The 25,176-nt window shown below is 65.4% G+C and carries 22 protein-coding genes and 1 tRNA gene; 18 read left to right on the top strand and 5 right to left on the bottom strand.

Going from position 1 to position 25,176, the window contains the following annotated elements:
• Window positions 1–86 precede the first annotated feature (86 nt).
• Both aroKB and AC1D02_RS17770 read left to right on the top strand, forming a co-directional pair.
• On the top strand, window positions 87–1,709 hold the full coding sequence (gene aroKB, locus AC1D02_RS17775) for a bifunctional shikimate kinase/3-dehydroquinate synthase AroKB (RefSeq protein WP_477319389.1): 1,623 nt from the start codon (window positions 87–89) through the stop codon (window positions 1,707–1,709).
• Window positions 1,706–2,842, top strand: coding sequence for a deoxyguanosinetriphosphate triphosphohydrolase (locus AC1D02_RS17770; RefSeq protein WP_477319269.1), 1,137 nt, complete (start codon window positions 1,706–1,708; stop codon window positions 2,840–2,842). Before aroKB ends, AC1D02_RS17770 begins: the two co-directional genes overlap by 4 nt.
• 255 nt (window positions 2,843–3,097) lie before the next feature.
• Here the strand turns inward: AC1D02_RS17770 and AC1D02_RS17765 are convergent, their stop codons facing one another.
• The 4 genes from AC1D02_RS17765 to mutM all read right to left on the bottom strand — a co-directional run bounded on the left by AC1D02_RS17765 (window position 3,098) and on the right by mutM (window position 8,123).
• The gene (locus tag AC1D02_RS17765) at window positions 3,098–3,982 is read right to left on the bottom strand and encodes an SDH family Clp fold serine proteinase (protein ID WP_477319267.1); all 885 of its coding nucleotides are present in this window, start codon (window positions 3,980–3,982) and stop codon (window positions 3,098–3,100) included.
• Between the two features lie 255 nt (window positions 3,983–4,237).
• Window positions 4,238–5,329: an A/G-specific adenine glycosylase gene (gene mutY, locus AC1D02_RS17760; RefSeq protein ID WP_477319265.1), complete on the bottom strand. Its 1,092-nt coding sequence runs from the start codon at window positions 5,327–5,329 to the stop codon at window positions 4,238–4,240.
• The gene (locus tag AC1D02_RS17755) at window positions 5,326–7,254 is read right to left on the bottom strand and encodes a dynamin family protein (protein WP_477319263.1); all 1,929 of its coding nucleotides are present in this window, start codon (window positions 7,252–7,254) and stop codon (window positions 5,326–5,328) included. The genes mutY and AC1D02_RS17755 overlap by 4 nt, the downstream gene beginning before the upstream one ends.
• Before the next feature lie 35 nt (window positions 7,255–7,289).
• On the bottom strand, window positions 7,290–8,123 hold the full coding sequence (mutM, locus tag AC1D02_RS17750) for a bifunctional DNA-formamidopyrimidine glycosylase/DNA-(apurinic or apyrimidinic site) lyase (protein WP_477319261.1): 834 nt from the start codon (window positions 8,121–8,123) through the stop codon (window positions 7,290–7,292).
• 88 nt (window positions 8,124–8,211) lie between these two features.
• Here mutM and AC1D02_RS17745 point away from each other — a divergent pair, with 88 nt between their 5' ends.
• The 14 genes from AC1D02_RS17745 (at window position 8,212) to AC1D02_RS17680 (ending at window position 21,458) form a co-directional block, all read left to right on the top strand.
• Window positions 8,212–10,002, top strand: a complete 1,791-nt coding sequence (locus AC1D02_RS17745; protein ID WP_477319259.1) for a tetratricopeptide repeat protein — start codon at window positions 8,212–8,214, stop codon at window positions 10,000–10,002.
• An 8-nt stretch (window positions 10,003–10,010) separates the two neighbouring features.
• Window positions 10,011–10,592: a lipoprotein insertase outer membrane protein LolB gene (locus AC1D02_RS17740; protein ID WP_477319257.1), complete on the top strand. Its 582-nt coding sequence runs from the start codon at window positions 10,011–10,013 to the stop codon at window positions 10,590–10,592.
• A gap of 2 nt (window positions 10,593–10,594) precedes the next feature.
• Window positions 10,595–11,500, top strand: a complete 906-nt coding sequence (gene ispE, locus AC1D02_RS17735; RefSeq protein ID WP_477319255.1) for a 4-(cytidine 5'-diphospho)-2-C-methyl-D-erythritol kinase — start codon at window positions 10,595–10,597, stop codon at window positions 11,498–11,500.
• A 64-nt stretch (window positions 11,501–11,564) separates the two neighbouring features.
• Window positions 11,565–11,641: transfer RNA gene (locus AC1D02_RS17730), tRNA-Gln, on the top strand.
• Window positions 11,642–11,786: 145 nt separating this feature from the next.
• On the top strand, window positions 11,787–12,737 hold the full coding sequence (locus AC1D02_RS17725; protein WP_477319253.1) for a ribose-phosphate pyrophosphokinase: 951 nt from the start codon (window positions 11,787–11,789) through the stop codon (window positions 12,735–12,737).
• 189 nt (window positions 12,738–12,926) lie between these two features.
• The gene (locus AC1D02_RS17720) at window positions 12,927–13,547 is read left to right on the top strand and encodes a 50S ribosomal protein L25/general stress protein Ctc (protein ID WP_477319251.1); all 621 of its coding nucleotides are present in this window, start codon (window positions 12,927–12,929) and stop codon (window positions 13,545–13,547) included.
• A 100-nt stretch (window positions 13,548–13,647) separates the two neighbouring features.
• On the top strand, window positions 13,648–14,232 hold the full coding sequence (gene pth, locus AC1D02_RS17715) for an aminoacyl-tRNA hydrolase (protein ID WP_477319249.1): 585 nt from the start codon (window positions 13,648–13,650) through the stop codon (window positions 14,230–14,232).
• Window positions 14,233–14,366: 134 nt separating this feature from the next.
• Window positions 14,367–14,537 carry a hypothetical protein gene (locus tag AC1D02_RS17710; RefSeq protein ID WP_477319247.1) on the top strand — a complete coding sequence of 57 codons (171 nt, stop codon included), beginning with the start codon at window positions 14,367–14,369 and terminating at the stop codon, window positions 14,535–14,537.
• A gap of 7 nt (window positions 14,538–14,544) precedes the next feature.
• Window positions 14,545–15,630, top strand: a complete 1,086-nt coding sequence (locus tag AC1D02_RS17705; protein WP_477319245.1) for a patatin-like phospholipase domain-containing protein — start codon at window positions 14,545–14,547, stop codon at window positions 15,628–15,630.
• Between the two features lie 141 nt (window positions 15,631–15,771).
• On the top strand, window positions 15,772–16,863 hold the full coding sequence (ychF, locus tag AC1D02_RS17700; RefSeq protein WP_477319243.1) for a redox-regulated ATPase YchF: 1,092 nt from the start codon (window positions 15,772–15,774) through the stop codon (window positions 16,861–16,863).
• 69 nt (window positions 16,864–16,932) lie between these two features.
• Window positions 16,933–17,820, top strand: coding sequence for a subclass B3 metallo-beta-lactamase (bla, locus tag AC1D02_RS17695; RefSeq protein ID WP_477319241.1), 888 nt, complete (start codon window positions 16,933–16,935; stop codon window positions 17,818–17,820).
• Between the two features lie 101 nt (window positions 17,821–17,921).
• The gene (locus AC1D02_RS17690) at window positions 17,922–19,340 is read left to right on the top strand and encodes a coniferyl aldehyde dehydrogenase (protein WP_477319239.1); all 1,419 of its coding nucleotides are present in this window, start codon (window positions 17,922–17,924) and stop codon (window positions 19,338–19,340) included.
• Between the two features lie 66 nt (window positions 19,341–19,406).
• The gene (locus tag AC1D02_RS17685) at window positions 19,407–20,243 is read left to right on the top strand and encodes an MOSC domain-containing protein (protein ID WP_477319237.1); all 837 of its coding nucleotides are present in this window, start codon (window positions 19,407–19,409) and stop codon (window positions 20,241–20,243) included.
• 93 nt (window positions 20,244–20,336) lie between these two features.
• Window positions 20,337–21,458, top strand: a complete 1,122-nt coding sequence (locus tag AC1D02_RS17680) for a GGDEF domain-containing protein (protein WP_477319235.1) — start codon at window positions 20,337–20,339, stop codon at window positions 21,456–21,458.
• A gap of 88 nt (window positions 21,459–21,546) precedes the next feature.
• Here the strand turns inward: AC1D02_RS17680 and AC1D02_RS17675 are convergent, their stop codons facing one another.
• Complete coding sequence (locus AC1D02_RS17675) at window positions 21,547–23,532, bottom strand: monovalent cation:proton antiporter family protein (protein ID WP_477319233.1); 1,986 nt, start codon at window positions 23,530–23,532, stop codon at window positions 21,547–21,549.
• A 106-nt stretch (window positions 23,533–23,638) separates the two neighbouring features.
• Here AC1D02_RS17675 and AC1D02_RS17670 point away from each other — a divergent pair, with 106 nt between their 5' ends.
• Window positions 23,639–24,637 carry a KpsF/GutQ family sugar-phosphate isomerase gene (locus tag AC1D02_RS17670; RefSeq protein WP_477319231.1) on the top strand — a complete coding sequence of 333 codons (999 nt, stop codon included), beginning with the start codon at window positions 23,639–23,641 and terminating at the stop codon, window positions 24,635–24,637.
• Window positions 24,637–25,173, top strand: a complete 537-nt coding sequence (locus AC1D02_RS17665) for a KdsC family phosphatase (RefSeq protein WP_477319229.1) — start codon at window positions 24,637–24,639, stop codon at window positions 25,171–25,173. Before AC1D02_RS17670 ends, AC1D02_RS17665 begins: the two co-directional genes overlap by 1 nt.
• Window positions 25,174–25,176: the final 3 nt, after the last annotated feature.

The raw sequence follows: 25,176 nt of genomic DNA, 5'->3' as shown, positions 1-25,176 counted from the left end.
GGCCAGGTAGCATCCTGGCCGTTTTTTTATTTTGAGCGAATACAGTGCCCAATATTACGAGCAATAACATTTATCTGGTCGGACTCATGGGCGCGGGCAAGACGACGATCGGCCGCATCCTCGCCAGGAAGCTGGGCAAGCGTTTCGTCGACTCCGACCATGAGATCGAGGCCCGCACCGGCGCCTCGATCCCGTGGATCTTCGAAATCGAGGGCGAGGAAAGCTTTCGCCGGCGCGAATCGGAAGTGATCCGCGACCTGTGCGCCGAGGGCGGCATGGTGCTGGCCACCGGCGGCGGCGCCGTGCTGAGCGAGAGTAACCGCGCGCTGCTCAAGTCGTGCGGCACCGTCGTCTACCTGCGCGCCAACGTCAACAGCATCATGGTGCGCACCGCGCACGACAAGAACCGGCCCCTGCTGCAGACCGCCGATCCGCGCCGCAAGCTCGAGGAACTGACGGCGCAGCGCGAGCCTTTGTACCGCGAAATCGCCGATCTGGTCATCGATACCGGCCGACCTAACGTACAATCGATGGTTCAGACCATTCTGGACCAGCTCGAGGCGCTCGAGGCTACGCGCCGCGCGCGCTCCCCGGCGGCCACTTCATCGATGACCCGGCAATCCACCATTTCCCTCAACGTCGAACTCGGCGAGCGCAGCTACCCGATCTCGATCGGCCCCGGCCTGCTGGCCGACCCGGCGCTGCTGGCGCGCCACATCCAGGGCCGCCAGGTCGCCATTGTCAGCAACACCACCGTCGCGCCGCTGTACCTGGAGCGGGTCGCCGCGCCGCTGCGCGCGGCCGGGCGCGAAGTGATCGAGATCGTGCTGCCCGACGGCGAGCAGTACAAGACGCAGGAATCGCTGATGCGGGTGTTCGACGCGCTGCTGGCCAACAAGTGCGACCGCAAGACCACGCTGGTGGCGCTGGGCGGCGGCGTGATCGGCGACCTGACCGGCTTTGCCGCCGCCAGCTACATGCGCGGCGTGGCTTTCGTGCAGGTGCCGACCACCTTGCTGGCGCAGGTCGACTCCTCGGTGGGCGGCAAGACCGGCATCAACCACCCGCTCGGCAAGAACATGATCGGCGCCTTCTACCAGCCGCGCGCGGTGCTGGCCGATACCGCCACCCTGGCCACCTTGCCGGCGCGCGAACTGGCCGCCGGCCTGGCCGAAGTGATCAAGCACGGGGCCATCATCGACGCCGCCTTCTTCGACTGGATCGAGCAGAACATCGGCAAGCTGGTGGCGCGCGACCAGGCCGCGCTGGCGCACGCGATCGCGCGCTCCTGCGAAATCAAGGCCGAGGTGGTGCGCCAGGACGAGCGCGAGGGCGGCCTGCGCGCCATCCTCAACTTCGGCCACACCTTCGGCCACGCGATCGAAAATGGCCTCGGCTACGGCGTCTGGCTGCACGGCGAAGCGGTCGGCTGCGGCATGGTGATGGCGGCCGACCTGTCGCGCCGCATGGGCTACATCGACGAGGCGGCGGTGCGGCGCGTTCGCGCGCTGGTGGCCGCGGCCGGCCTGCCGACCGTCGCGCCAGACCTGGGCGCCGAACGCTGGCTCGAGCTGATGGAAGTGGACAAGAAAAACGAAGGCGGCGAGATCAAATTCATCCTGCTCAAGCCGCTGGGCAGCCCGAGCATCGGCACCGCGCCGCGCGCGCTGCTGCTCGAGACGCTGGCCGCCAGCGTCGTCGCGCCATGAATTTCGACGACCGCCTCGCTCCGTACGCGGCCCATTCGGCGCAAGGGCGCGGGCGCGCGTTCCCGGAAGCGCCGGCCGGCTCGCGCAGCGAATTCCAGCGCGACCGCGACCGCATCATCCACTCCACCGCGTTCCGCCGGCTCGAATACAAGACCCAGGTCTTCCTGAATCACGAAGGCGACCTGTTTCGCACGCGCCTGACGCACTCGATCGAAGTGGCGCAGATCGGGCGCACACTGGCGCGCAGCCTGCAGCTGAACGAAGACTTGGTCGAAGCGGTGTCGCTGGCGCACGACCTCGGGCACACGCCGTTCGGCCACGTCGGCCAGGACGTGCTCAACGAATGCATGCGCGAGCACGGCGGCTTCGAGCACAATTTGCAAAGTCTGCGCGTGGTCGACAAGCTTGAAGAGCATTACGGCGACTTCGACGGCCTGAACCTGATGTTCGAAACGCGCGAGGGCATCCTCAAGCACTGCTCGGCGGCCAATGCGCGCACCTTGGGCGAGCTCGGACGGCGCTTCCTGGAAAAGACCCAGCCGAGCCTGGAGGCGCAGCTGACTAACCTGGCCGATGAAATCGCCTACAACAACCACGACATCGACGACGGCCTGCGTTCGGGGTTGATCACAATGGCGCAGATGGACGAAGTCGACCTGTTCGCGCGTCACCGCCGCGCGGTGGAGCAGCAGTATCCCGGGCTGCCGGGCCGGCGCGCACTGTATGAGACATCGCGCCGCATGATCACGGTGATGACGGCCGACGTGGTGGCCAACTCCGCGCAGCTGATCGCCGACACGGCGCCGCGCAGCATCGACGACGTGCGCGCGGGGCCGCCGCTGATCCGGTTCTCGGACCAGATGAAGGTCGACACCACGGCGCTGAAGCGCTTCCTGCACGCGAATTTGTACCGCCATTTCCAGGTCAACCGGATGCGCGTGAAGGCGAGCCGAATCGTGACGGAACTGTTCGACGCGTTCATGAAGGATCCGGTGCTGCTGCCGCCGGACTATCAGCAGCTGAGCGGGGACGTGGGGCGCCAGGCGCGCAAGATATCGGATTACATTGCTGGAATGACCGACCGCTATGCGATCCGCGAGCACCGCCGCATCTTCTCGATCGACGAGCTGTAACTCGCGTGCTAATCGTAGCGAGGCACTTGGGACACGAATCGCTACGGACGGACGGGAATTATCCTGATCGCGTGGGCGATTCCGTGCGGGACCGCCGTCGTCGGCGCCAGCCGATAATGCGGGGCGTCAACGACACCCATCCGCACAAGGTCGTCGACCAACTTCGATACCTCTTCAATTCGTCGAGATTGCGCCGTCGCCTCTGTGCGCGCAGTTTCAAGCACTGCGGCGACATTTTCTTGAAGTGACATTTCGCTACCCCCTTGCACTATGAATGATTAGCGGAAATCCTTGTCGATCCATTGACTCCGCCAATAAGGAATTATATACCCGCACATTTTCACGCACTTCCGGCACGTTCGAATAATCGTCGATCTCAAGCCGCAAATCGTTCTTCAAGGTATTTATATCGATCATCCTGCCGTGCGAATGCCACCGGTTGTTGTCCATCAAATTCCCTGCAATTTGTTGTGCTCGTTCTTCGCGCTCCGCTTCTGTCACCGCACTGCCTGGATTAGTGGTCCGATGTTCGGTCCAATTCTTGAACTTGTACTTCACGAGCCATTGTTTAAGGAGGGAAATCGACAGTTCTTTCGCTTGTTCAAAACGATGAAGTTCCGCCAGGTCCAGTCCCCTCAACATAACTATCTCAGCCGCACTTAAGCTGTTGTTGTTCGATTTCTCGATAAACTCCCGGACTTTTTCCAAGTAACCGAGCGCCGGCACGAGTCCCCCGGTACCGTTCGAAGATTGCACTTGCGGATCGATAGGGCCAAGAGATGACGCATAGTCCATGTAGATTCGGTCGCCAGACATGCACCAGACAGTGCCTGCGGACATTGCCATATCGGGAACGATGAAGGACACGTGCTGGTAGTGGTGCCGGGTTATTTGAACCATCTTCTCAACGGTCTCGACCACACCGCCCACTGTGGTCAGAACGATGATCAGACAATGCGACTGATGTCCGTCCGGCTTATGTGCGGATGATTTGAGACCTTCGATGATCTCACGGTAGCGTGTTAAGGCATACGGGTAGATCGGTCCCATATAGGCGATCACGTCACACTTGAAATGTTTCTCAAGATTTGTGGCGTAATTCTGGATGGCCAGCGAAATGGTTTGATCGACAGCTTGCACGATGCTCCTGTCTATTCCGGAAGTCAGAGTCTTCAGGGAAACATACACCGCCTCGGAACCAATAACAATCCATCAACATTCCAAGTATTAATTTTGTTGCTTTCGTGTTAGACGTTTGAACTGAATGGGATTGGGTTGTTCGGGCCCGCATTTGACGCGCGAGCAATCGGGGTCTGACCCCAAGATCGAGCTGTAGAACAAATCGACGGACGCGGACAACGGCGGGGTCAAGTCCGGCGGACCTGACCCCAGCTCTCAGGCGAAGAGGCTGGGTCGGGAAAGTTCGACCAGCAGTTTTTTGACCGGGGCAGGCAAGGGCGCCTGCTCGATTTTGGCCATATCCCACCACACAAACCCATCGACCTGCGCGCGATGCGTCAGCGCGATCCGGTGTGGATGAATATGCAGCTTGTAGTGCGTAAACACGTGCACCAGCGGCAGCAGCGCCTGCACTTCCTCGACCTCGCCGAACCGGCTTGCCGCCGCCAGTACGTCGGCCGCTGCCTCGTCCAGAGCGAGGTGTCCATCGGCCTCCGGCAGCGACAGCAAGCCGCCCCAGATGCCGCTGTCGGCGCGCTGTTCCAGCAGCACCTGGCCGCCATCGACGATCACCAGCATCGCCGCGCGCTTCTCCGGATTCGTCTTCTTCGGTTTGCGCACCGGCAGTTCGGCCGTGCGCGCGGTCGCAAACGCGACGCAGCGTTCGCGCAGCGGGCAGCGTTCGCACGACGGGCTGGAGCGCGTGCACAGCGTCGCTCCGAGATCCATCAGTCCCTGCGTGTAGCGCTCGATGCCGGCTTCCGGCAGCAGTGCATCGGCACGGCGCCACAGCGCGTCTTCCACCGGCTTGATGCCCGGGTACTGGTCGATGCCGAACACGCGCGCGAACACGCGCTTGACGTTGCCGTCGAGGATAGCGGCGCGGGTGCCGTTGGCGAACGCGGTGATCGCCGCGGCCGTCGAGCGGCCGATGCCGGGAAGGTCGGCCAGCAGCGCCGGATCGACCGGGAACACGCCGCCGTATTCGGCCACCACGCGCCTGGCGCAGGCGTGCAGGTTGCGCGCCCGCGTGTAGTAACCGAGCCCGCTCCACAACGCCATCACGTCTTCCGATGGCGCGGCGGCCAGCGATTCGACGTTCGGAAAACGCTCCAGGAAGCGCTCGTAATAACCGAGCACCGCCGCGACCTGGGTCTGCTGCAGCATGATCTCGGACAGCCAGATGCGGTAGGCGTCGGTGGTGTTCTGCCACGGCAGCGCATGGCGCCCGTGCTGGCGCTGCCAGTCGATGACGGCGGCCGAAAAAGTCGGGTCGGCCAGCTGGTCGAATTCGGTCAGCCGCTTCACGCGGCCGCCGCCAAGGCCGCCCGCTCCGATTGCAGCGCCAGGTTCACGCCGCCGGCCAGCTGGTGCAGCTGCGCCTTCACGCGTTCCAGGTCGCCCTGCGTGGCTTCGAGCGCCTCGATCTTCTGTTCCAGGCTGCCGGTCGCTTCGTGGATGCGCTGGATCGACGCGAGGCGGTGCTTGAGCTGGTCCTTGTGCTTGCGGATCTCCGCTTCGAGCGGCGCCATGATCACCTTCAGCCACGCTTCGACGTCGGCGTTGGCAGCCCTGAAGTTGCGCCGCACGCGCGAGGCGATCGAGTCGAAGAAGCGTTCCATCAGCGCGCCGCGGCTGGTCATCAGCAGCGTCGTGGTGCCGAACTGCTTCTGGTAGACCGCTTCGACCGTGTCGATCTCGAGCCGGTATTTTTCGAGCGAAAACAGCATCGGCAGCGCCAGCGACAGTCCGTGCTCGGTGGTGAACTTGCGGTACATCGATTCCATCATCTGGCCGATTTCGGTGATCTTGACGTCGGACTCGGCGAGGTGGCCGCGCACCTGGTCGAAGAACACCTTGACCGGCGCGCGCATGCGGGTGGCGAAGCGGCTGGCCTGCATCCCTTCGCGCACGGCGTCGATCTCGGCCTGCACGGTGTCCATGCCCAGCGACGAATACAGCTCGGTCGACAGGCGCGCGAACACCGAGCGCGTGCCGGCCAGCGTCTGCAGGCTGGCGTCGAAGTCCTTCTTCTCGACGTCGATGCGGCGCATCATGTGCGCGACCACGCTCTGGTTCTTGCCGCGCAGGCTTTTCAGCTCGTGCAGCTGCTCGACGATGTCGCGGATGCGCGCGTTGAGCATCGCGTGCTGCGCGCCCACCAGCTGCGCCATGTCGTCCGACAGCTGCTTGCGGATGATGTCCTTCTTGGCCGGAATCAGCTCGTTGAACAGCGCCGATTCGAGCTGGCCGAGGCGGCTCTTTTCGAGCAGCGCCATGTCCTCGTTGATCTTGCCGACCAGCGCCTTCTGCGCCGACACCGGATACACCTGGCGCGGATCGAGCGCGAGCAGCTGGGCGACGCTGGCCTGCTGGCGGTCGATCGCGGCGTCGTTTTCGGCCTCGGTCTTGAGTTCGTCCCACATCGCGTCGATCTTGTTGAGGACCACGATGCGGCCTGTGCCCGGCCCGATGTGGGTGCGCCACACTTCGATGTCGCTCTTGGTCACGCCGGTTTCGGCGGCCAGGATGAACAGCACCGCGTGCGCGTTCGGGATCAGGTTCAGCGTCAGTTCGGGCTCGGTGCCGATCGCGTTCAGGCCCGGCGTGTCGAGGATCACCAGGCCCTGTTTCAGCAGCGGGTGCGGGAAGTTGATGATCGCGTGGCGCCACAGCGGAATTTCGACGGCGCCGTCGGCGTCGACCGTGGCCGCGACGTCCGGATCGGTCTCGTCGAACAGGCCGTAGCTCTTGGCTTCTTCAATCGGCACGCGCTTGGTCAGGCCGACCTGCTTGAAGGTCTCGGTCATGTTGTCGCCGGCGTCGAGCGCCAGCGGGAACACGGTCCACGCGGCGGCGTCGTCACGGTAGTCGCTGGTCGACTGGTGGCCGGCGCGCGTTTCGATCGGCAGCAGGCGCAGCGACGGCGGCCAGGCCGGGTCGTACATCAGTTCGGTCGGGCACATGGTGGTACGCCCAGCCGACGAGGGCAGGATGCGCTGGCCGTAGTCGGCGAAGAAGATCGCGTTGATCAGCTCGGATTTCCCGCGCGAGAATTCGGCGACGAAGGCGATCGACAGCTTGTCGTCGGCCAGCCGGCCCAGCGCGCGCGCGATGCGCTGCTCGGTGGCGGCGTCGGTCAGCTCGGCCGCGTTTACCCACATCTGGTAGCTCGCCAGCGCCTCGGTCACGCCTTCGCGCCACGCGCTGTACTGTTGAAAATCGTGCACCATCGTTTTCCCTGCCTGTTGTGTTGTTTTCCGAGCGCCTATTTCTGGCAATTCACGCAATAAAACGTGGACCGCTGCCCCTGCCTGATCTGGCGTATCGGGGCGCCACAGTTGCGGCACGGCACTCCTGCACGATCATAGACGAAATACGTCTGTTGGAAATAGCCCGATTGTCCATTCACCGCAATAAAATCGCGCAAGGTGCTGCCGCCCTGGACGATGGCTTCGGCCAGGATTTCTCGAATGGCAAGGGCGAGCTTGTCATATCGTCCACGCGAGATGCGGCCGGCGCTGGTTTTCGGGTTGATCCCGGCGCGAAACAGGCTCTCGCAGGCGTAGATATTGCCCACCCCGACCACCACGTCGCCGGCCAGCAGGAACTGCTTGACCGGGGCGCTGCGGCCGCGGCTGGCGCGAAACAGGGTGGCGCCGTCGAAACCCGGCTCGAGCGGCTCGACGCCCAGGCCGCGCAGCAGCAGGTGCTGGTCCAGTTCGCCGTCGTCATGCGGATGCCACAGCACGGCGCCGAAGCGGCGCGGATCGTGCAGGCGCAGCACCTGCTTGCCGTCGGGCCCGTTCACCACCAGGTCGAAATGGTCGTGCTTTTTCAGTTCGGCGCCCGGCGCCAGCACCCGCAGGTGGCCGGACATGCCCAGGTGGATGATCAGGGTGCCGTGCTCGAAGTGCAGCAGCAGGTACTTGCCGCGGCGTCCGGTCGACAGGATGCGGCGCCCGGCAAGCAGCGTCGGCAGGTCCGGCGGGAACGGCCAGCGCAGGCCTTCGCGGCGCAGCAGCACGCTGTCGACCACGCGCCCTTCGAGGTGGGGCGCGACGCCGCGCCGCGTGACTTCGACTTCCGGCAATTCCGGCATCTCAGCACCGCACTTTCAGCGCCGGCGCACACGCGGCGCGAGGGTTGGGCGTAGAATCTGGAATCATTCGTGTCATCTTGGAATTGCCTTGAAAAACGCTTTCGCCATTGTAACCCTCGCTGGACTGCTGACCGCGTGCGCCACGCCCCGGCCGGCGCCGCCGCAGCCTGTCGCGCCCGCGCCGGTTGCCGCGCCCGAGCCCGCGCCGGTCGCCGAGGTTGCCGAGCCGCAAGAGGCGCCGGCGCCCGAGCAGCACCTGCCGAACGTGGCCCTGTCCAAGGAGCTGCTGTACAAGCTGATGAAGGCCGAGCTGGATTTCCGCAACGGCAACTGGCAGACCGCCTACCTGAGCATGATGGTGGCGGCGCAGCAGACGCGCGATCCGCGCCTGGCCCAGCGCGCCACCGAGATGGCGATGTCGGCCCGGCAGAGCGATCCGACGCTGGCGGCGATCCGCCTGTGGCGCGAACTGGCGCCCGGGTCGGAAGAGGCGTCGCAGTACTACCTGGCGTTTGTGGTGATGTCCGACAACATTGCCGACGCCGAGCCTATCCTGGCGCAGCGGCTCAAGGGCGCCGCCGCCGGCGACCGCGGGCTGGCGATGTTCCAGGCCCAGCAACTGCTGGCGCGCGCCAAGGACAAGGCCGGCGCCGCGGCCATGCTGGAACGCCTGGTGGCGCCGTATTCGGCCACGATGGAAGCGCACGTGGTGCTGGCCCAGGCCGCTTTCGGCCGCGGCGACAAGGAGCGCGCTGCTGCGGAAGCGCGCGCGGCGCTGGCGATCAAGCCGGATTCGGAAATCGCCGTGCTGATGCTGGCCCAGGTCAGCGGCGACGAAGCGGCGGCCGAAAAGGTGCTGGCGCAATTCCTCGTGGCAAACCCGGGCGCGCGCGAAGTGCGTTCGGCGCATGCGCGGGCGCTCGTCAGCGGCAAGCAATACGGCCCGGCGCGCGACGAATTCCTCGCCTTGCTCAAAGGCCAGCCCGACAACCTCGGCACGCTGTACGCGCTCGGCGTCATGTCGCTGCAGCTGAACGACAGCAAGGGCGCCGAAGGCTACTTCACCCGCTTCGCCGCGGCGCTGGCGGCCAGGCCCGACAGCGAAGCCGACGGTTCGAAAGCGTTCCTGATCCTGGCCCAGCTGGCCGAAGAGCGCGGCGACACCAAACTGGCGCTGCAATGGCTCGACAAGGTGGAGCAGGGCGAGGACAACGCCTGGTTCAATGCCCAGCTCAAGCGCGCTGCGCTGGTCGCCAAACACGGCGACGTGCCCGCCGCGCGCAAGCTGGTGGCCGGCCTGCCGGCGGCCCAGCCGGCCGAGCAGGCGCAGCTGGTGCTGGCCGACGGCCAGATCCTGCGCGATGCCGGCCAGCTCGAAGCGGCCTTCACGGTGATGCAGGGCGGCGTGGCGAAGTTCCCCACCAATCCCGACCTGCTGTACGATTTCGCCCTGCTGGCCGAGAAGACGGGCCGCCTCGACGTGATGGAAGCCAGCCTGCGCCAGGTGATGCAGCAGGTGCCCGACAACCACCACGCCTACAACGCGCTGGGCTACTCGCTGGCCGAGCGCAACGTGCGCCTGCAGGAAGCGTTCGAGCTGATCGACAAGGCGCTGAAGCTGGCGCCGGGCGACCCCTTCATCATGGACAGCATGGGCTGGGTGCAGTACCGGCTCGGCAACCTGCGCGCGGCCGAGGCGCAGCTGCGCCAGGCCTACGCGCTGCGCAGCGATCCCGAGATCGCGGTGCACCTGGGCGAAGTGCTGTGGCAGAAGGGCGACAAGGCCGACGCGCAGAAACTGTGGCGTGAAGCGCGCGCCAAGGATCCCCAGAACGACACCCTCAAAAACACGCTCGCGCGCCTGCGCCTGAGCCTTTGAAAGACACGATGCAAGCAAAGAAAATTGTAGCCGCCGCCCTGTGCGCGGCGCTGATGGGCGGCTGCGCCAGCGTTTCCGTCAACCCGGTCGCCGACTACCGCAGCACCTTCGACGCGGCCGGCCGGCTGTCGGTCAACTATCGCAAGGACGGCAATCCCGAGTTGGTCACCGTGAATTACAGCTGGTCGCAGACGCCGGGCCGGATCGACATCAGCCTGTCCTCGCCGATGTCGACGGTGGCCAAAATCAGCATCACGCCCGAGTCGGCGACGCTGGTCCAAGCCGACAAGGCGCCGCGCACGGCGAAAGACATCGACACGCTGACCGCGCAGGAGCTCGGCTGGTCGCTGCCGGTGTCCGGCCTGAAAGACTGGATGCAGGGCTACGCCACCGGCGCCGACGGCAAGCGCTTCGCCGCCTCGCCGGCCAACAACACCGTCACCACCAGCGACGGCTGGCGCCTGCGTTTCGTCTCGTGGCAGGATGAGAACGCCGCGCGGCCGGTGCCCAAGCTGATCCACGCCGAGCACAGCGCCAGCGCCACCGCCGACGAATTGGCGATCCGCATCATCATCAATCCGCAAGGCTGAGCATGACGGGACGTTCGCTGCACGATTGCCCGGCCCCGGCCAAGCTCAACCTGTTCCTGCACGTCACCGGCCGCCGCGCCGACGGTTACCACCTGCTGCAGAGCGCGTTCCAGCTGATCGACCACGGCGACACCCTGCACTTCGACCTGCGCGAGGACGGCGAGATCCGCCGCGTCACCGACATGCCCGGCGTGCCGGAGGAACAGGACCTGATCGTGCGCGCGCTGCGCCTGCTGCAGGCCGAGTTCCAGCGCCGCCATGGCCGGCTGCCGCCAGGCGTCGACGTGGCGATCGACAAGCGCCTGCCGATGGGCGGCGGGCTGGGCGGCGGCTCGTCCGACGCGGCCACCGCGCTGATCGCCGTCAACCACCTGTGGCAGGCCGGCCTCGACCGCGACGAGCTGATGGCGCTGGGCCTGCCGCTGGGCGCCGACATCCCGTTTTTCATCTTCGGCGAGAACGCGTTTGCCGAGGGCGTGGGGGAAAAGCTCGAACCTTTGGCCACACCCGACTGCTGGTACGTGGTGATCGAGCCGGGCGTCGCGGTACCCACCGCGGCAATATTTTGCGCCGGGGATTTGACAAGGGACAGCAAACCCGTCAGAATAACGGACTTTTCCAGACACCTGACAGTCGAAAACGATTTGAAGGGGTTCGGTAAAAACGACTTGCAGTCCGTAGCGACGCGCTTGTTCCCGCCGGTAGCCGAGGCGGTCGAATGGCTCGGAAATTACGGCGACGCCAGGATGACCGGTTCGGGAGCATGCGTGTTTTGCGCGTTTGCCAACGAAGCGCAAGCCGACGCGGTGCTGGCCGACATGCCCTCGAAATGGCGGGCGTGGAAAGCCAAATCGCTGACGCGCCATCCGATGCAGGCGCTGTTGCAAGTTGCACGAGTTATAGAATAGAATTTGGTTTGTCGTGATGTTTGACGCTACAATGTCGGGCACAGCGACAAGCAGTAAGTTGCGTAGGGGAATCGCCAAGCTGGTTAAGGCACTGGATTTTGATTCCAGCATACCAAGGTTCGAATCCTTGTTCCCCTGCCATTAATTTTGTCGGACTGTCGATGCGAAGTGTGCGTCCAGCTGGCAGGATCGATGGACTCGCCCTCCGCGAGTCATCCTTAGCATAGCGTCGGCCACTGGGCTGGCGTCTTTTCAAGAATTCAACGTTACTTCTCTTGGGACTCCCATGGCTTATGAAAACCTGATGGTTTTTACCGGCAACGCTAACCCGGCGCTGGCAGAAGGAGTCGCAAAAAACCTCGGCATTCCGCTTGGCAAGGCAGTCGTCTCCAAGTTCTCGGATGGCGAAGTCATGGTCGAAATCAACGAGAACGTCCGCGGTAAGGACGTGTTCGTGCTGCAGTCGACCTGCGCCCCGACCAACGACAGCCTGATGGAAATCATCCTGATGGTCGACGCCCTCAAGCGCGCCTCGGCTGGCCGCATCACCGCGGCAATCCCTTACTTCGGTTACGCCCGCCAGGACCGCCGCCCGCGTTCGGCGCGCGTCGCGATCTCGGCCAAGGTGGTCGCCAACATGCTGGAAAAAGCCGGCGTCGAGCGCGTCCTGATCATGGACCTGCACGCCGACCAGATCCAGGGCTTCTTCGATATCCCGGTTGACAATATATACGCGTCGCCGATCCTGCTGGGCGACCTGCAAAAGAAAAACTACGGCGACCTGCTGGTGGTCTCGCCGGACGTCGGCGGCGTGGTGCGCGCCCGTGCGCTGGCCAAGCGCCTCGGCTGCGACCTGGCGATCATCGACAAGCGCCGCCCGAAGGCGAACGTGTCGGAAGTGATGAACATCATCGGTGAAGTCGAAGGCCGCAACTGCGTGATCATGGACGACATGGTCGACACCGCGGGTACCTTGACCAAGGCCGCTGAAGTGCTGAAAGAGCGCGGCGCCAAGAAAGTCGTGGCGTATTGCACGCACGCGGTGTTGTCGGGTCCTGCGATCGAGCGCATCTCCGCCTCGTCGCTGGACGAGCTGGTGGTCACCGACACGATTCCGCTGTCGGACGCAGCAGCGGCCTGCGGCAAGATTCGCCAGCTGACCTGCGCGCCATTGCTGGCTGAAACGTTCAAGCGCATCATCAAGGGCGACTCGGTGATTTCGCTGTTCATCGACTAAGCAAGACGATTATCGGGGTCTGGTCCTGGCGACCTGGCCCCATTGTTTTAGCGCGGCGCACGGGCAATTTGCCTGGTGCGCCGTTGACGTTTTCTCGGGTTCCAGTTTTTGGGGCCCGATCTCGGAGCCCCTGGTCGCGGGGGCTTCACAACGCGGCGCGATCAAGCGCCGCACTTTTTGGAGTAACACATGAAAGTTATCGCATTCAATCGCACTTTGCAGGGGTCCGGAGCGAGCCGCCGCCTGCGTACTTCCGGCCAGACGCCTGGCATCATCTACGGTGGCGCTGAAGCCCCTGTGCTGATCGCCCTGGACGGCAACGCGCTGTACCACGCGCTGAAAAAAGAAGCCTTCCACGGTTCGATCCTGGACATGGAAATCGACGGCAAGACCCAGGCGGTCATGCTGCGCGACTTCCAGATGCACGCATACAAGCAATTGGTCATGCACGCTGACTTCCAGCGCGTCGATGCGAAGAGCAAGGTGCACACCAAAGTCGCGCTGCACTTCATCAATGCCGACGTTTCGCCAGCGGTCAAGCTGCACGGCGCGATCGTTTCGCACGTGATGTCGGAACTGGAAATCAGCTGCCTGCCAGCCGACCTGCCTGAGTTCATCAACGTCGACCTGGCCACCATCGACGTCGGCCACTCGATCCACGTTGCTGACCTGGTCATGCCAAAAGGCGTGACCGCGCTGACCCACGGCCAGAACCTGACCGTCGCTACCGCTGCCGTTCCAGCTGGCCACGTTGCCGCTGACGCGACCGCGACTGCCGCTGCTGCCGAAGAAGAGACCAAGAAGAAGTAATTCTTCCCTAGTATCAAAAAAACCCGCCCGGCTCGCGCCCGGCGGGTTTTTTCTTGCCCAATTTCCGCGATAATCACGCTTTCGCCTGAAAATTTCAATAATGTCCATCCGCCTGATCGTCGGCCTCGGCAACCCCGGCCCCGAATACGAACAAACCCGCCACAACGCCGGCTTCTGGCTGGTCGACAACCTGGCCAACAGCTTGCCGGGCTGCCGGCTGCAGCACGAGTCGCGTTTCAACGCCAAGGTCGCCAAGACCAAGGTCGGCGGCAACGAACTATGGCTGCTCGAGCCGCTGACCTACATGAACCGCTCCGGCCTGTCGGTCGGGCAGCTCGCGCGCTTCTACAAGATCAATCCGGATGAAGTGCTGGTGGTCCACGACGAGCTCGACCTCGCGCCGGGCATCGTCAAGATGAAGAAGGGCGGCTCGTCGGGCGGGCACAACGGCCTGAAGGACATCACCGCGGCGGTCGGGACGCAGGACTATTGGCGGCTGCGGATCGGCATCGGCCATCCGCGCAGTGCGAATTCGCAGCAGGCGGTGGCCGATTTCGTGCTGCACCGGCCGCGCAAGGAGGAGCAGAGCCTGATCGACGAATCGATCGACAAGGCGCTGCGGGTGCTGCCGCTGGTCTTCGACGGCAAGTTCGACGCCGCTACGATGCAGCTGCACACCGCCTGAGGATCGGACTCGGGATCTGGTCCTGCGGACCTGACCCCATTTTAGCGATAGAGTTTGCGCCGCCTTGCGCGAAACGCCCGAGTTCCAGTTCGCAAACCACTGCGGGATGAACCAGTTTTTGCCGGCGCGCGGGGATGTTCCACAAAGTTCCTCTTGAGCGTAGTGCGCCCAGCCCGTTCATCCGCCAGGGCGACGACCCCTTCGACCAGCTCCGCGAAAATATCTCGTTTCGTCATTTCGGAATTCTGGCGCGAATTCGCGACGCGCGCATCCCTGTCGCACGCAGTTCGGTGTTCCTGCGATAATTTGCCGATGAGTTCACTTTCCTTCCACGCGGGGCCGGCAGCGATGGCGCGCCTGCGCGAGCACGGCTTGCGCGCCGCCGACATCGGCGTCATTCCCGCCGCCGCCGGCGGTCCGAAAGGCCTGATTTTCCAGGCGCTCGACCAGTACCTGTTCGGCCACTGGCTGCCGCAATCGCCGCGCGAGCGCACCCTGATCGGCTCGTCGATCGGCGCCTGGCGCATGGCCGCAGCCTGCCAGCCGGACCCGGTCGCCGCCTTCGCGCGGCTCGGCGAACTGTACGCCGGCCAGCGCTACACCAGCACCAGGCCGACGCAGCGGGAAATCGACGACGTCTGCCGCGACTTGCTGGCCGGTTTTCTTGGTCCCCATGCATTAGAAATTCTTATGCATCCACACTACCGGCTCCACCTGCTGACCGATCGCGGCATCGGCGTGCTGGCGGCGCCGATCGGCCGCAACTCCGAGCTGCGCGGTTTCGCGACCGCCGCGCTGCGCAACATGGTCTCGCGTGGTTTGCTCGCAGGCGTGATGGAGCGCGTCGTCGTCGGCGACCCGCGCGGCGGCGCCGGCTGGCTGCGCGATTCTTTCGACGGTTTCACCACCCACTTCGCCACGTTGACACAGGACAACCTGCCATCCGCACTGCTGGCCTCCGGCAGCCTGCCGCTGATCATGCAGCCGGTGCGCGGTCTGGCCGGCGCGCCGCCGGGCAATTACTGGGACGGCGGCATCATCGACTATCACCTGGCGCTGCCGTATTCGCGGCTCGGCGATGACCTGGTGCTGTATCCGCACTTCGGCGAGCACATAGTTCCTGGCTGGCTGGACAAGGCGATGCCGTGGCGCCGCACCGCGCGCGGTCCGCGCAGAAGCTGGCTCGACAACGTCATCATCGTCGCGCCCAGCGCCGAGTTCCTGCGTCGCCTGCCGCGCGCCAAGTTGCCCGACCGCAAGGACTTCACCCACCACGGCCTCGACCACGACGCCCGCATCGCCGACTGGCGCCGTGCGATCGGGGAGGGCGAACGCCTGCGCGACGAGTTCGCTGGATTCGTCGCAAAGCCCGATCTGTCCCTCGTGCTGCCGATTTGAGGATTCGGAGCGATGGCGGCCCCTCGCCGGCGTTGAAATCGCCTGATTTTGCGGCAGCGCACCCCGTCCAAGGGTACAATGTGGGGTTTTGGGGAATCCTGCGCCCGCGCGGCCCCGTCCATCGATCTAGAAAGTTTTCCCATGAGTCTCCAATGCGGCATCGTCGGCCTGCCTAACGTCGGCAAGTCCACCCTTTTTAACGCCCTGACCAAGGCCGGCATCCCGGCCGAGAACTATCCGTTCTGCACGATCGAGCCGAACGTCGGCGTGGTCGAAGTGCCGGATACGCGCATGCAAGCGCTGGCCGACATCGTCAAGCCGGAGCGCATGGTCAACGCGATCGTCGAATTCGTCGACATCGCCGGGCTGGTGGCGGGCGCGTCGAAGGGCGAGGGCCTGGGCAACCAGTTCCTGTCGCACATCCGCGAAACCGACGCGATCGTCAATGTGGTGCGCTGCTTCGAAGACGACAACGTGATCCACGTTTCCGGCAAGGTCAGCCCGCTCGACGACATCGAAGTGATCCAGACCGAGCTGGCGCTGGCCGACATGGCCGCCGTCGAGAAGGCGATCCACCGCGAAAACAAGAAGGCGCGCTCGGGCGACAAGGATGCCGCCAAGCTGGTCGCCGTGTGCGAACGCCTGATGCCGCACCTGAACGAAGGCAAGCCTGTGCGCACCGCCGGCCTCGATGCCGACGACATGGCGCTGATCAAGACCCTGTGCCTGATCACCGCCAAGCCGGCCATGTTCGTCGCCAACGTGTCCGACACCGGCTTCAAGGACAACCCGCTGCTCGACCAGCTGACCGCCTACGCCAAGGAGCAGAACGCGCCGATCGTCGCGATCTGCGCCGCGATCGAATCGGAAATCGCCGACCTCGACGACGCCGACAAGGGCGCCTTCCTGGCCGACATGGGCATGGAAGAGCCGGGCCTCGATCGCCTGATCCGCGCCGCCTACAAGCTGCTCGGCCTGCAGACCTACTTCACCGCGGGCGTGAAGGAAGTGCGCGCCTGGACCATCCACGTCGGCGACACCGCGCCGCAGGCGGCCGGCGTGATCCACACCGACTTCGAGCGCGGCTTCATTCGCGCCCAGACCATCGCCTACGACGACTACATCGCCTACAAGGGCGAGGCCGGCGCCAAGGAAGCGGGCAAGATGCGCGCCGAGGGCAAGGAATACGTGGTCAAGGACGGCGACGTGCTGAACTTCCTGTTTAACGTGTAAGCAGCATCAAGCTGTAATGAAGGGCGCCACGGGCGCCCTTTTTTTGAACCTGAGAGAGGCAAAATGACAATGTTGAAGAAAATCGTAGCGCTGCTGGCGCTGGCGATCGCAGGTAGTGCGTATGCCAACGAAAACGTCGTCACCTGCGACAAGTGCAAGGACTGGAACAAGCCGGTCAAGCCGTTCAACGTGTACGGCAACACCTGGTACGTCGGCGTCGACGGGCTGTCGTCGGTGCTGATCACCGGCCCGCGAGGCCACATCCTGATCGACGGCGCGCTGCCGCAATCGGCCCCGCTGATCGAGGCGAACATCAAGGCGCTCGGCTTTCGGATGCGCGACGTGAAACTGATCGCCAACTCGCACGCACATTGGGACCACGCCGGCGGCATCGCGGCGCTGCAGCGCGCCAGCGGCGCCGTGGTGGCGGCAAGCGCATCCGGCGCGGTAGCGCTCAAGAGCGGCACCCACGTCGCCGACGACCCGCAGTTCTACGCCGAGCGCACAGTCCACGTGCCGAAGGTCGCCAAAGTGAAAGTGGTGCGCGAAGGCGAGACGCTCAAGGTCGGATCGATCGGTATCACGGCGCACATGACGCCCGGCCATACCCCGGGCAGCATCACCTGGTCGTGGCAGTCTTGCGAGGCGGGCAAATGCGAGGAAGTGGTCTACGCAGACAGTCTGAATCCGATCTCGCGCGACGGCTTCCATTTCACCGGCAAGGACGGCGGCGCGGACATCTCGGGCGCCTTCGCCGCCAGCATCGCCAAGGTCGGCGCGCTCAAATGCGACATCCTGCTGGCGGCGCATCCCTTCCTGGCCGATACTTTCGCCAAGGCCGCCGCGCGCACCCCCGAGCACAATGCCTTCATCGACAGCGCGGCCTGCCGCGAATACGCCGCCGGCGCCGCCAAGCTGCTCGACAAGCGGCTGGGCGAGGAGCGGGCCGCGCACTGAGCGAGCCATTCGCCGCAGCGAAAACACCGGGGTCGGGTCCGTCGGACCTGACCCCGGACTCTGGCCTGCGGTCAAATTGCGCAGTGGCATTACAATAGCTTATGGCTCCCGACCCGATCGACCTCTCCGCTACCTTCGCCGCCCAGCGCTCCGCCTCGCGCGCGCCGGCGCCCGTCCCCTGGGCGTTGCGCGCCGACCGGCTGCGCCGCCTGCGCCAGATCTTGCTGGATCACCGCGGCGCCCTTGCCGCCGCCATCAGCGCCGATTTCGGCCAGCGCTCGCGTCACGAGACCGAACTGCTGGAGATTAATCCGCAGATCGACGCCATTAACCACTCGCTGCGCCACGGCCAGTCGTGGATGCGCGCGCGCCGCCGACCGGTCGGCTACAAATACCTGCCGGGCAGGGCATCGCTGGAACCGCAGCCGCTTGGCGTGTGCGGCATCGTGACGCCCTGGAATTACCCGCTGGGGCTGTCGTTCGGGCCGCTCAACTCCGCGCTGGTGGCGGGCAACCGCGCGATGGTCAAGCTGTCGGAACTGACGCCGCGTTTCGGCGAACTGCTGGCGCGCCTGATTGCCGCCAGCTTTGCCGAAGACGAGCTGCGGGTGTTCAACGGCGATGCCGACCTGGCGCGGCGCTTCTGCGCGCTGCCGTTCGATCATCTGCTGTTTACCGGCTCCACCGCGGTCGGCCACGACGTGATGCGCGCCGCCAGCGAAAATCTGACGCCGGTGACGCTCGAACTGGGCGGGAAGTCGCCGGCCATCATTGGACCGGGCCGGATTCCGGCCGCCAGCTTCGACCGCATGGTGCAGCGGCTGGTGATCGGCAAAGCCTTCAACGCGGGCCAGACCTGCATCGCGCCCGACTACGTTTTCGTGCCGCGCGCGCTCCTGGCGCAGTTCACCGATGCCGCTCGCCGCGCCGCCGCCGGTTTCTATCCCGGCGGGTCCGCGCGCGACTACACCAGCATCATCTCGCAGCGACATTTCGAACGGCTGCAGGCGCTGCTCGACGACGCAGTGGCGCGCGGCGCCAGCGCCACCGCGCTGACCGCCATGCGCAGCGACGCCGGCCAGCGGCTCTTCGCGCCGGTGCTGCTGAACGATTGCGCGGCCGGCAGCCGCGTGCTGGAGGAAGAGATTTTCGGTCCGATCCTGCCGGTAGTCGCCTACGACGACCTCGAAGAGGCGCTGGCCTGGATCAACGCGCGTCCTCGCCCACTGGCGCTGTACTTGTTCGAGTCCGACCCGGCGACCATCCGGCGCGTAGTCGACGGCACGGTATCGGGCGGCGTGACGGTCAACGACACTTTGATGCACATGGGGCAGGACAGCCTGCCTTTCGGCGGCGTCGGCGCTTCCGGAATGGGCTGTTACCACGGGCAGGACGGCTTTCGCACCTTCAGCCATGCGAAGCCGGTGTTCCGCCAGGCCGGGTTCAGTTTCGCGCGCTGGCTGTACCCGCCGTTCGGACGACTTGCGGAACGCCTGCTGCGCATGCCGTCTGCCGACTAGGCAGTTGTCGCCGGCGCCTGCCATCTGCGATACTGGTCGCATCCCAATTTGCAGCATCGACGCGTCATGGCCATTCTGTCCGAACTCATTTTCTATCCCGTCAAATCCTGCGCCGGCATTTCGGTGCCCGAAGCGGTGCTGGCCGAAGCCGGCCTGCAAGTGGAGGGCGTGTGCGATCGCGAATGGATGGTGGTGGACGAACGCGGCCAGTTCCTCACCCAGCGCGAACATCCTCGCATGGCGCTGATCGGGCCGCGCGTTGCGAACGGAACGCTGGAACTGTCCGCTCCAGGCATGGCGACCCACACACTTGCGCCGTCCGCTGGGCCCGCGCGCGCCGTCACCATCTGGGACGACGGCGTGCAGGCCGAGGACTGCGGCGACGCCAGCGCGGCGTGGTTCTCCGAAGCGATCGGCGCGCCGTGCCGGCTGGTGCATTTCCCGACCGCCGCGCGGCGCTGGACCGGCACCAAATGGACCGGCGGCGTCGCCGCGCCGACGCGCTTCGCCGACGGCTATCCGCTGCTGCTGATAGGCGCCGCCTCGCTGGCCGACATCAACGAGAAGCTGACAGCGGCCGGCCGCCAGGCGCTGCCCATGAACCGCTTCCGCCCGAACCTGGTGGTCGACGGCATCGGCGCCTTCGAAGAGGATTATTGCGAATCGCTTCGCTTCGGCGACGCCGAAATCAGGCCGGTGAAGCCTTGCCCGCGCTGCCCGATCCCGTCGATCGACCAGGCCACCGGCGTTCCGGGCCCGGATCCGCTCGATGTCCTGCAATCGTACCGGCGCAAGCCGCAACTGGACGACGCGGTCTGCGTCGGCATGAACTGCATCGTCAGCGCCGTCGCGGGCACGTTGCTCAGGGTCGGCCAGCAGGTGGACGTCGCGCTGGCGTTTTGAACCAGGCAGGGGTGGGCAATTCCGGAAAGATCGCGTAAGGTTGCGATAATTGCGGGAAAATCCGCTATCCAACAAGATCGAGTCAGGAGCGTTATGTCTGAGCCGGGCGCCTCGCCGCGAGAACTGCAAGCCGAAAACGAGTCCCTGCGCGCGCGCATGGACTACCTGATGGAGCAGGCCGAACGCAATCACTCGATCATGTGCCGCCACCAGGCATTCGACCTCGAGATCGTCGGCGCCGCCACCTTCCCCGAGCTGGTCGGCACGATTTTCCGCACGCTGCCGATCATCTCGGACCTCGACATCGTCACCCTGTGCCTGGTCGATCCCGAGGCCGACATCCAGACCGTGATGCAGCGGCTGGGCGTCGATTTCGCCGGCTTCCCGCACCTGGTGTTCGTCGACAGCGCCGGCGCGCTCGGCTTCGGGCCGTCGAAGGCGGAGCAGCCCAAGCCGCTGATGGGGCCCTGGGTGCCGCGCATGCACCACACGATGTTCCCGCAGGCGCCGGCCGGCCTGCAAAGCGTCGCGCTGGTGCCGCTGATGCGCAACCGGCGCATCATCGGCAGCCTCAATCTGGGCAGCGCCGACCCGTCGCGCTTCACGCCGGCGCTGGGCACCGACTTCATCGAGCACATGGCGTCGATCATCGCGATCTGCCTCGAAAACGTCATCAGCAACGAGATGCTCAAGTATATAGGCCTGACCGATTCGCTGACCGGCGTGTACAACCGGCGCTATATGGACCGCCGCCTGCTGGAGGAGATCGGCCGCGCGCGCCGCCAGGCCTACCGGGTGTCGTGCATGTACATCGACATCGACCATTTCAAGGCGGTCAACGACAACGTCGGCCACCAGGGCGGCGACGAGGTGCTGCGCGAGGTGGCGGCGCGCATCAAGGCCGAACTGCGCCTGTCGGACGCGCTGGGGCGCTTTGGCGGCGAGGAATTCGTGGTGGTGCTGGTGGACGCCGACGTCGAGAGCGCGGCGATCTGCGCGCAGCGGATCCGCGCCAGCGTGGCCAACACGCCGTTCGAGCTGTCGACCGGCGAGAAGCTGCCGATTTCGGTGTCGATCGGGGTGGCCACGCTGGACGATTTCGAGCGCGACCACGCGATCGAAGGCGTGGCGCAGGAGCTGGTGGCGCAGGCCGATTCGGCGCTGTACCAGGCCAAAGAGGCCGGCCGCAACAAGGTCGTCAGCTTCGACGAATAATCCGCGGCGCCGGCAAGTTCGGGGTCAGGTCCGGCGGACCTGACCCCTGATGTTGGTCCGCGGCCGCAGCAAAGCGGAATCAGCGTCCTTATTGCAACAGCCGGCCCTCGGCCCGCGTCACCGCATCGCCCGACCCGCGCAGCACCACCACATCGCCCGCATTGAGCAAGGTGTGCGGCGTCACGTCGATGCGCTCCTTGCCGCGCCGGATGATGGTCACTTCCGCCCCCACGTCGTCCAGCTCCAGCTGCTCGATGCGCTTGCCGACCGAGCCGGCGTCGTCGCGCAGGATCACCGAGTGCAGCCGCACGTACATGTGCTCCGGATCGTCCGACGCGTCGCTGGCGCCGTGGAAGTACCCGCGCAGCGATGAATAGCGCTCGTCGCGCGCGCTCTGCACCCGGTGCACCACGCGCCGCAGCGGCACCCCCATCATCACCAGCGCGTGCGACGCCAGCATCAGGCTGCCCTCGAGCGCCTCCGGAACCACTTCCGCCGCGCCGGCCCGCTTGAGCAGGTCGAGATCGGTGTCGTCATGGCTGCGCACGATCACGTGCAGGGTCGGCGCCAGCTCCTGCACCAGGTTCAGCACCTTCAGCGCCGACGGCGTGTCCGCATACGTGATCACCAGCGCGCTGGCCCGGTAGATACCCGCGGCGACCAGGCTCTCGCGCCGCCCGGCGTCGCCGTACGCCACGTTGGCGCCGGCCGTCTGCGCCTCCTGCACCCGCTCCGGATCGAGGTCGAGCGCCTGGTAGGCGACTTTTTCCTCGCCCAGCAAGGTCGCCAGGCTTTGCCCGCTGCGCCCGAAACCGGCCACGATCACGTGCTTCTGCAGCGCCATCGTGCGGCTAGCGATCTGCGTCAGCTGCAGCGACTGCATCATCCACTCGTTGGTGGCGACCTTCATCACGATCTGGTCGGACTTGGCGATGATGAACGGCGCCACCAGCATCGACAGCACCATCGAGGCCAGCACGAGCTGGATGATGAACGGGTCCATCAGGTGCGCGCCTGCCACTAGATTGAGCAGCACGAAGCCGAACTCGCCGGCCTGCGCCAGCGCCAGGCCGGTGCGCATCGACACGCCGTCGGAAGCGCCGAACAGCTTGGCCAGCAGCGCGATCAGCGCGAACTTGAGCAGCACCGGGCCGGCCAGCAGGATCAGCACGATCCACCAGTTCTCGATCACCAGACGGATATTGAGCAGCATGCCGACGGTGATGAAGAAGAGCCCGAGCAGCACGTCGCGGAACGGCTTGATGTCTTCTTCCACCTGGTGCTTGTACTGGGTCTCGGAGACCAGCATGCCGGCCACGAAGGCGCCGAGCGCCAGCGACAGGCCAGCCTTCTCGGTGATCCATGCCGCGCCCATCACCACCAGCAGGAGGTTGAGCATGAACAGCTCCTGCGAGCGGCGCTTGACCACCAGCGTGAACCACTTGCGCATCAGCTTCTGGCCGAAGAACAGCAGCAGCACCAGCACGATGACGGCCTTGAAGCTGGCCCAGGCCAGGGTGGTGGCCAGCTTGGCCGGATCCTGCGCCAGCGACGGAATCAGGATCAGCAGCGGCACCACAGCCAGGTCCTGGAACAGCAGGATGCCGATGATGCGGCGCCCGTGCGGGCTTTCCAGTTCCAGCCGCTCGGTGAGCATCTTGGAGACGATCGCGGTCGACGACATCGCCAGCGCGCCGCCCAGCGCGAACGAGGCCTGCCAGCTGATGTGGATGGACGGCGGCAGCTGGGTGGCGATGACCCAGCCGAACAGCATGGTGGCGGCGATGGTCAGCACCACCTGCGCCATGCCCAGCCCGAACACGATCGAGCGCATCGCCTTCAGCTGCGACAGCGAAAACTCCAGCCCGATCGAAAACATCAAAAATACAACGCCGAATTCGGCCAGCGCGTGGGTGGTGGCGTCGTTTTCCGCCATCCCCATGGCGTGCGGGCCGATCAGGATGCCGACCGCCAGGTAGCCCAGCATCGGCGGCAGGTGCAGCATGCGGAACGCCACCACGCCCAGTACGGCGCTGCCCAATAGCAGTAATGTGAGTTCTAATCCTGAAACCATGGACCGCCCGCCGCCGTGGCGAAATTGTGTTTAATTGTGACTGGCAAGTTTTTTGCTTTCCCAATTCGTTTATACTGCTGGAACGAGTGTAACCGATGAAAAAACAATGTTGAAAGCTTTTGACGAAAACCTGACCCGCCGCTCGATGGAGCTCGCCCGCGAGACCCTCGAGATCGAGGGCGACGCGATCCGCGCGCTGCACCAGCGCCTGGCGACGGACGACAGCGTCGGCCATGCGGTCGGACTGCTGCTGGCCTGCACCGGCCGCGTGGTGGTGTCGGGGATCGGCAAATCGGGCCACATCGGCCGCAAGATCGCCGCCACGCTGGCCTCGACCGGCACCCCGGCGATGTTCGTGCACCCGGCCGAAGCGGCCCACGGCGACCTCGGCATGGTCACGCCGCAGGACGCCTTCATCGCCATTTCCTACTCCGGCGAAGCGGCCGAACTGATGGCGATCCTGCCGATCGTCAAGCGCATGGGCGCGCCGCTGATCTCGATGACCGGCAAGCCCAATTCGAGCCTGGCGCAGCTGGCCGACGTCCACCTCGACATCTCGGTGGCCAAGGAAGCCTGCCCGATGAACCTGGCGCCGACCGCCAGCACCACCGTCACGCTGGCGCTGGGCGACGCCCTGGCCGTCGCGCTGCTCGACGCGCGCGGCTTCAAGGAAGAAGATTTCGCCCGCTCGCATCCGGGCGGCGCGCTGGGCCGGCGCCTGCTGACCCACGTGCGCGACGTCATGCGCAGCGGCGACGACGTGCCGAAAGTGACCGCCGACGCGCTGCTGCCGGCCGCGCTGCTCGAGATCACCCAGAAGGGCATGGGCATGACCGCCGTCGTCGACGACGCCGGCCGCCCGGTCGGCGTGTTCACCGACGGCGACCTGCGCCGCATGATCGAGAAGGTCCAGGACTTCACCAGGATCACCATGCGCGACGTGATGCACGCCAACCCGCGCCGCATCCATCCCGAGCAGCTGGCGGTCGATGCGGTCGCGATCATGGAAGAATTCCGCATCAACCAGATGCTGGTGGTCGACGCCAACGACAAGCTGGTCGGCGCGCTGCACATCCACGACCTGACCCGCGCGAAGGTGATCTGATGACCGACACCACGCTCGACCACATCCGCCGCGCCGCCGCCATCAAGGTGCTGATCCTCGACGTCGACGGCGTGCTGACCGACGGCAGCCTGACCTACGGCGAGCACGGCGAAGTGACCAAGACCTTCAACGTGATGGACGGCCTGGGCATCGAACTGCTGCAAAAGACCGGCGTGCAGGTCGCCATCATCAGCGCGCGCAAGTCGCCGGTGGTGATCCGCCGCGCCGCCGACCTGAAGATCATGCACGTCTACCAGGGCACGCACGACAAGCGCGTGGCCTTCGCCGACCTGCTAGAGACCACCGGCTTCACGGCGGAGCAGTGCGGCTACATCGGCGACGACGTGATCGACCTGCCGCTGCTGCGCAAGGTCGGCTTCGCCGTCACTGTGCCGAGCGGCCATCCCGAAGTGCAGCACCGCGCCCATTACGTCACCCGCGCGCCGGGCGGACGCGGCGCCGTGCGCGAGGTGTGCGACATGGTCATGCGCGCGCAGGGCAACTACGACGCGGCGCTGGCGCCGTATTTCGCATAGCGC

It is taken from the genome of Massilia sp. P1_C10, from assembly GCF_056406475.1.
This window is presented reverse-complemented; position numbering and strand designations above follow the sequence as displayed.

Bases quoted from the DNA above. Each gene is read 5' to 3' on its own strand.
- aroKB (WP_477319389.1), top strand. From the start codon at position 87: ATGGGCGCGGGCAAGACGACGATCGGCCGCATCCTCGCCAGGAAGCTG.
- AC1D02_RS17770 (WP_477319269.1), top strand. From the start codon at position 1,706: ATGAATTTCGACGACCGCCTCGCTCCGTACGCGGCCCATTCGGCGCAA.
- AC1D02_RS17755 (WP_477319263.1), bottom strand. From the start codon at position 7,254: ATGGTGCACGATTTTCAACAGTACAGCGCGTGGCGCGAAGGCGTGACC.
- mutM (WP_477319261.1), bottom strand. From the start codon at position 8,123: ATGCCGGAATTGCCGGAAGTCGAAGTCACGCGGCGCGGCGTCGCGCCC.
- AC1D02_RS17740 (WP_477319257.1), top strand. From the start codon at position 10,011: ATGCAAGCAAAGAAAATTGTAGCCGCCGCCCTGTGCGCGGCGCTGATG.
- ispE (WP_477319255.1), top strand. From the start codon at position 10,595: ATGACGGGACGTTCGCTGCACGATTGCCCGGCCCCGGCCAAGCTCAAC.
- AC1D02_RS17725 (WP_477319253.1), top strand. From the start codon at position 11,787: ATGGCTTATGAAAACCTGATGGTTTTTACCGGCAACGCTAACCCGGCG.
- AC1D02_RS17720 (WP_477319251.1), top strand. From the start codon at position 12,927: ATGAAAGTTATCGCATTCAATCGCACTTTGCAGGGGTCCGGAGCGAGC.
- pth (WP_477319249.1), top strand. From the start codon at position 13,648: ATGTCCATCCGCCTGATCGTCGGCCTCGGCAACCCCGGCCCCGAATAC.
- AC1D02_RS17710 (WP_477319247.1), top strand. From the start codon at position 14,367: ATGTTCCACAAAGTTCCTCTTGAGCGTAGTGCGCCCAGCCCGTTCATC.
- AC1D02_RS17705 (WP_477319245.1), top strand. From the start codon at position 14,545: ATGAGTTCACTTTCCTTCCACGCGGGGCCGGCAGCGATGGCGCGCCTG.
- ychF (WP_477319243.1), top strand. From the start codon at position 15,772: ATGAGTCTCCAATGCGGCATCGTCGGCCTGCCTAACGTCGGCAAGTCC.
- bla (WP_477319241.1), top strand. From the start codon at position 16,933: ATGTTGAAGAAAATCGTAGCGCTGCTGGCGCTGGCGATCGCAGGTAGT.
- AC1D02_RS17690 (WP_477319239.1), top strand. From the start codon at position 17,922: ATGGCTCCCGACCCGATCGACCTCTCCGCTACCTTCGCCGCCCAGCGC.
- AC1D02_RS17685 (WP_477319237.1), top strand. From the start codon at position 19,407: ATGGCCATTCTGTCCGAACTCATTTTCTATCCCGTCAAATCCTGCGCC.
- AC1D02_RS17680 (WP_477319235.1), top strand. From the start codon at position 20,337: ATGTCTGAGCCGGGCGCCTCGCCGCGAGAACTGCAAGCCGAAAACGAG.
- AC1D02_RS17675 (WP_477319233.1), bottom strand. From the start codon at position 23,532: ATGGTTTCAGGATTAGAACTCACATTACTGCTATTGGGCAGCGCCGTA.
- AC1D02_RS17670 (WP_477319231.1), top strand. From the start codon at position 23,639: ATGTTGAAAGCTTTTGACGAAAACCTGACCCGCCGCTCGATGGAGCTC.
- AC1D02_RS17665 (WP_477319229.1), top strand. From the start codon at position 24,637: ATGACCGACACCACGCTCGACCACATCCGCCGCGCCGCCGCCATCAAG.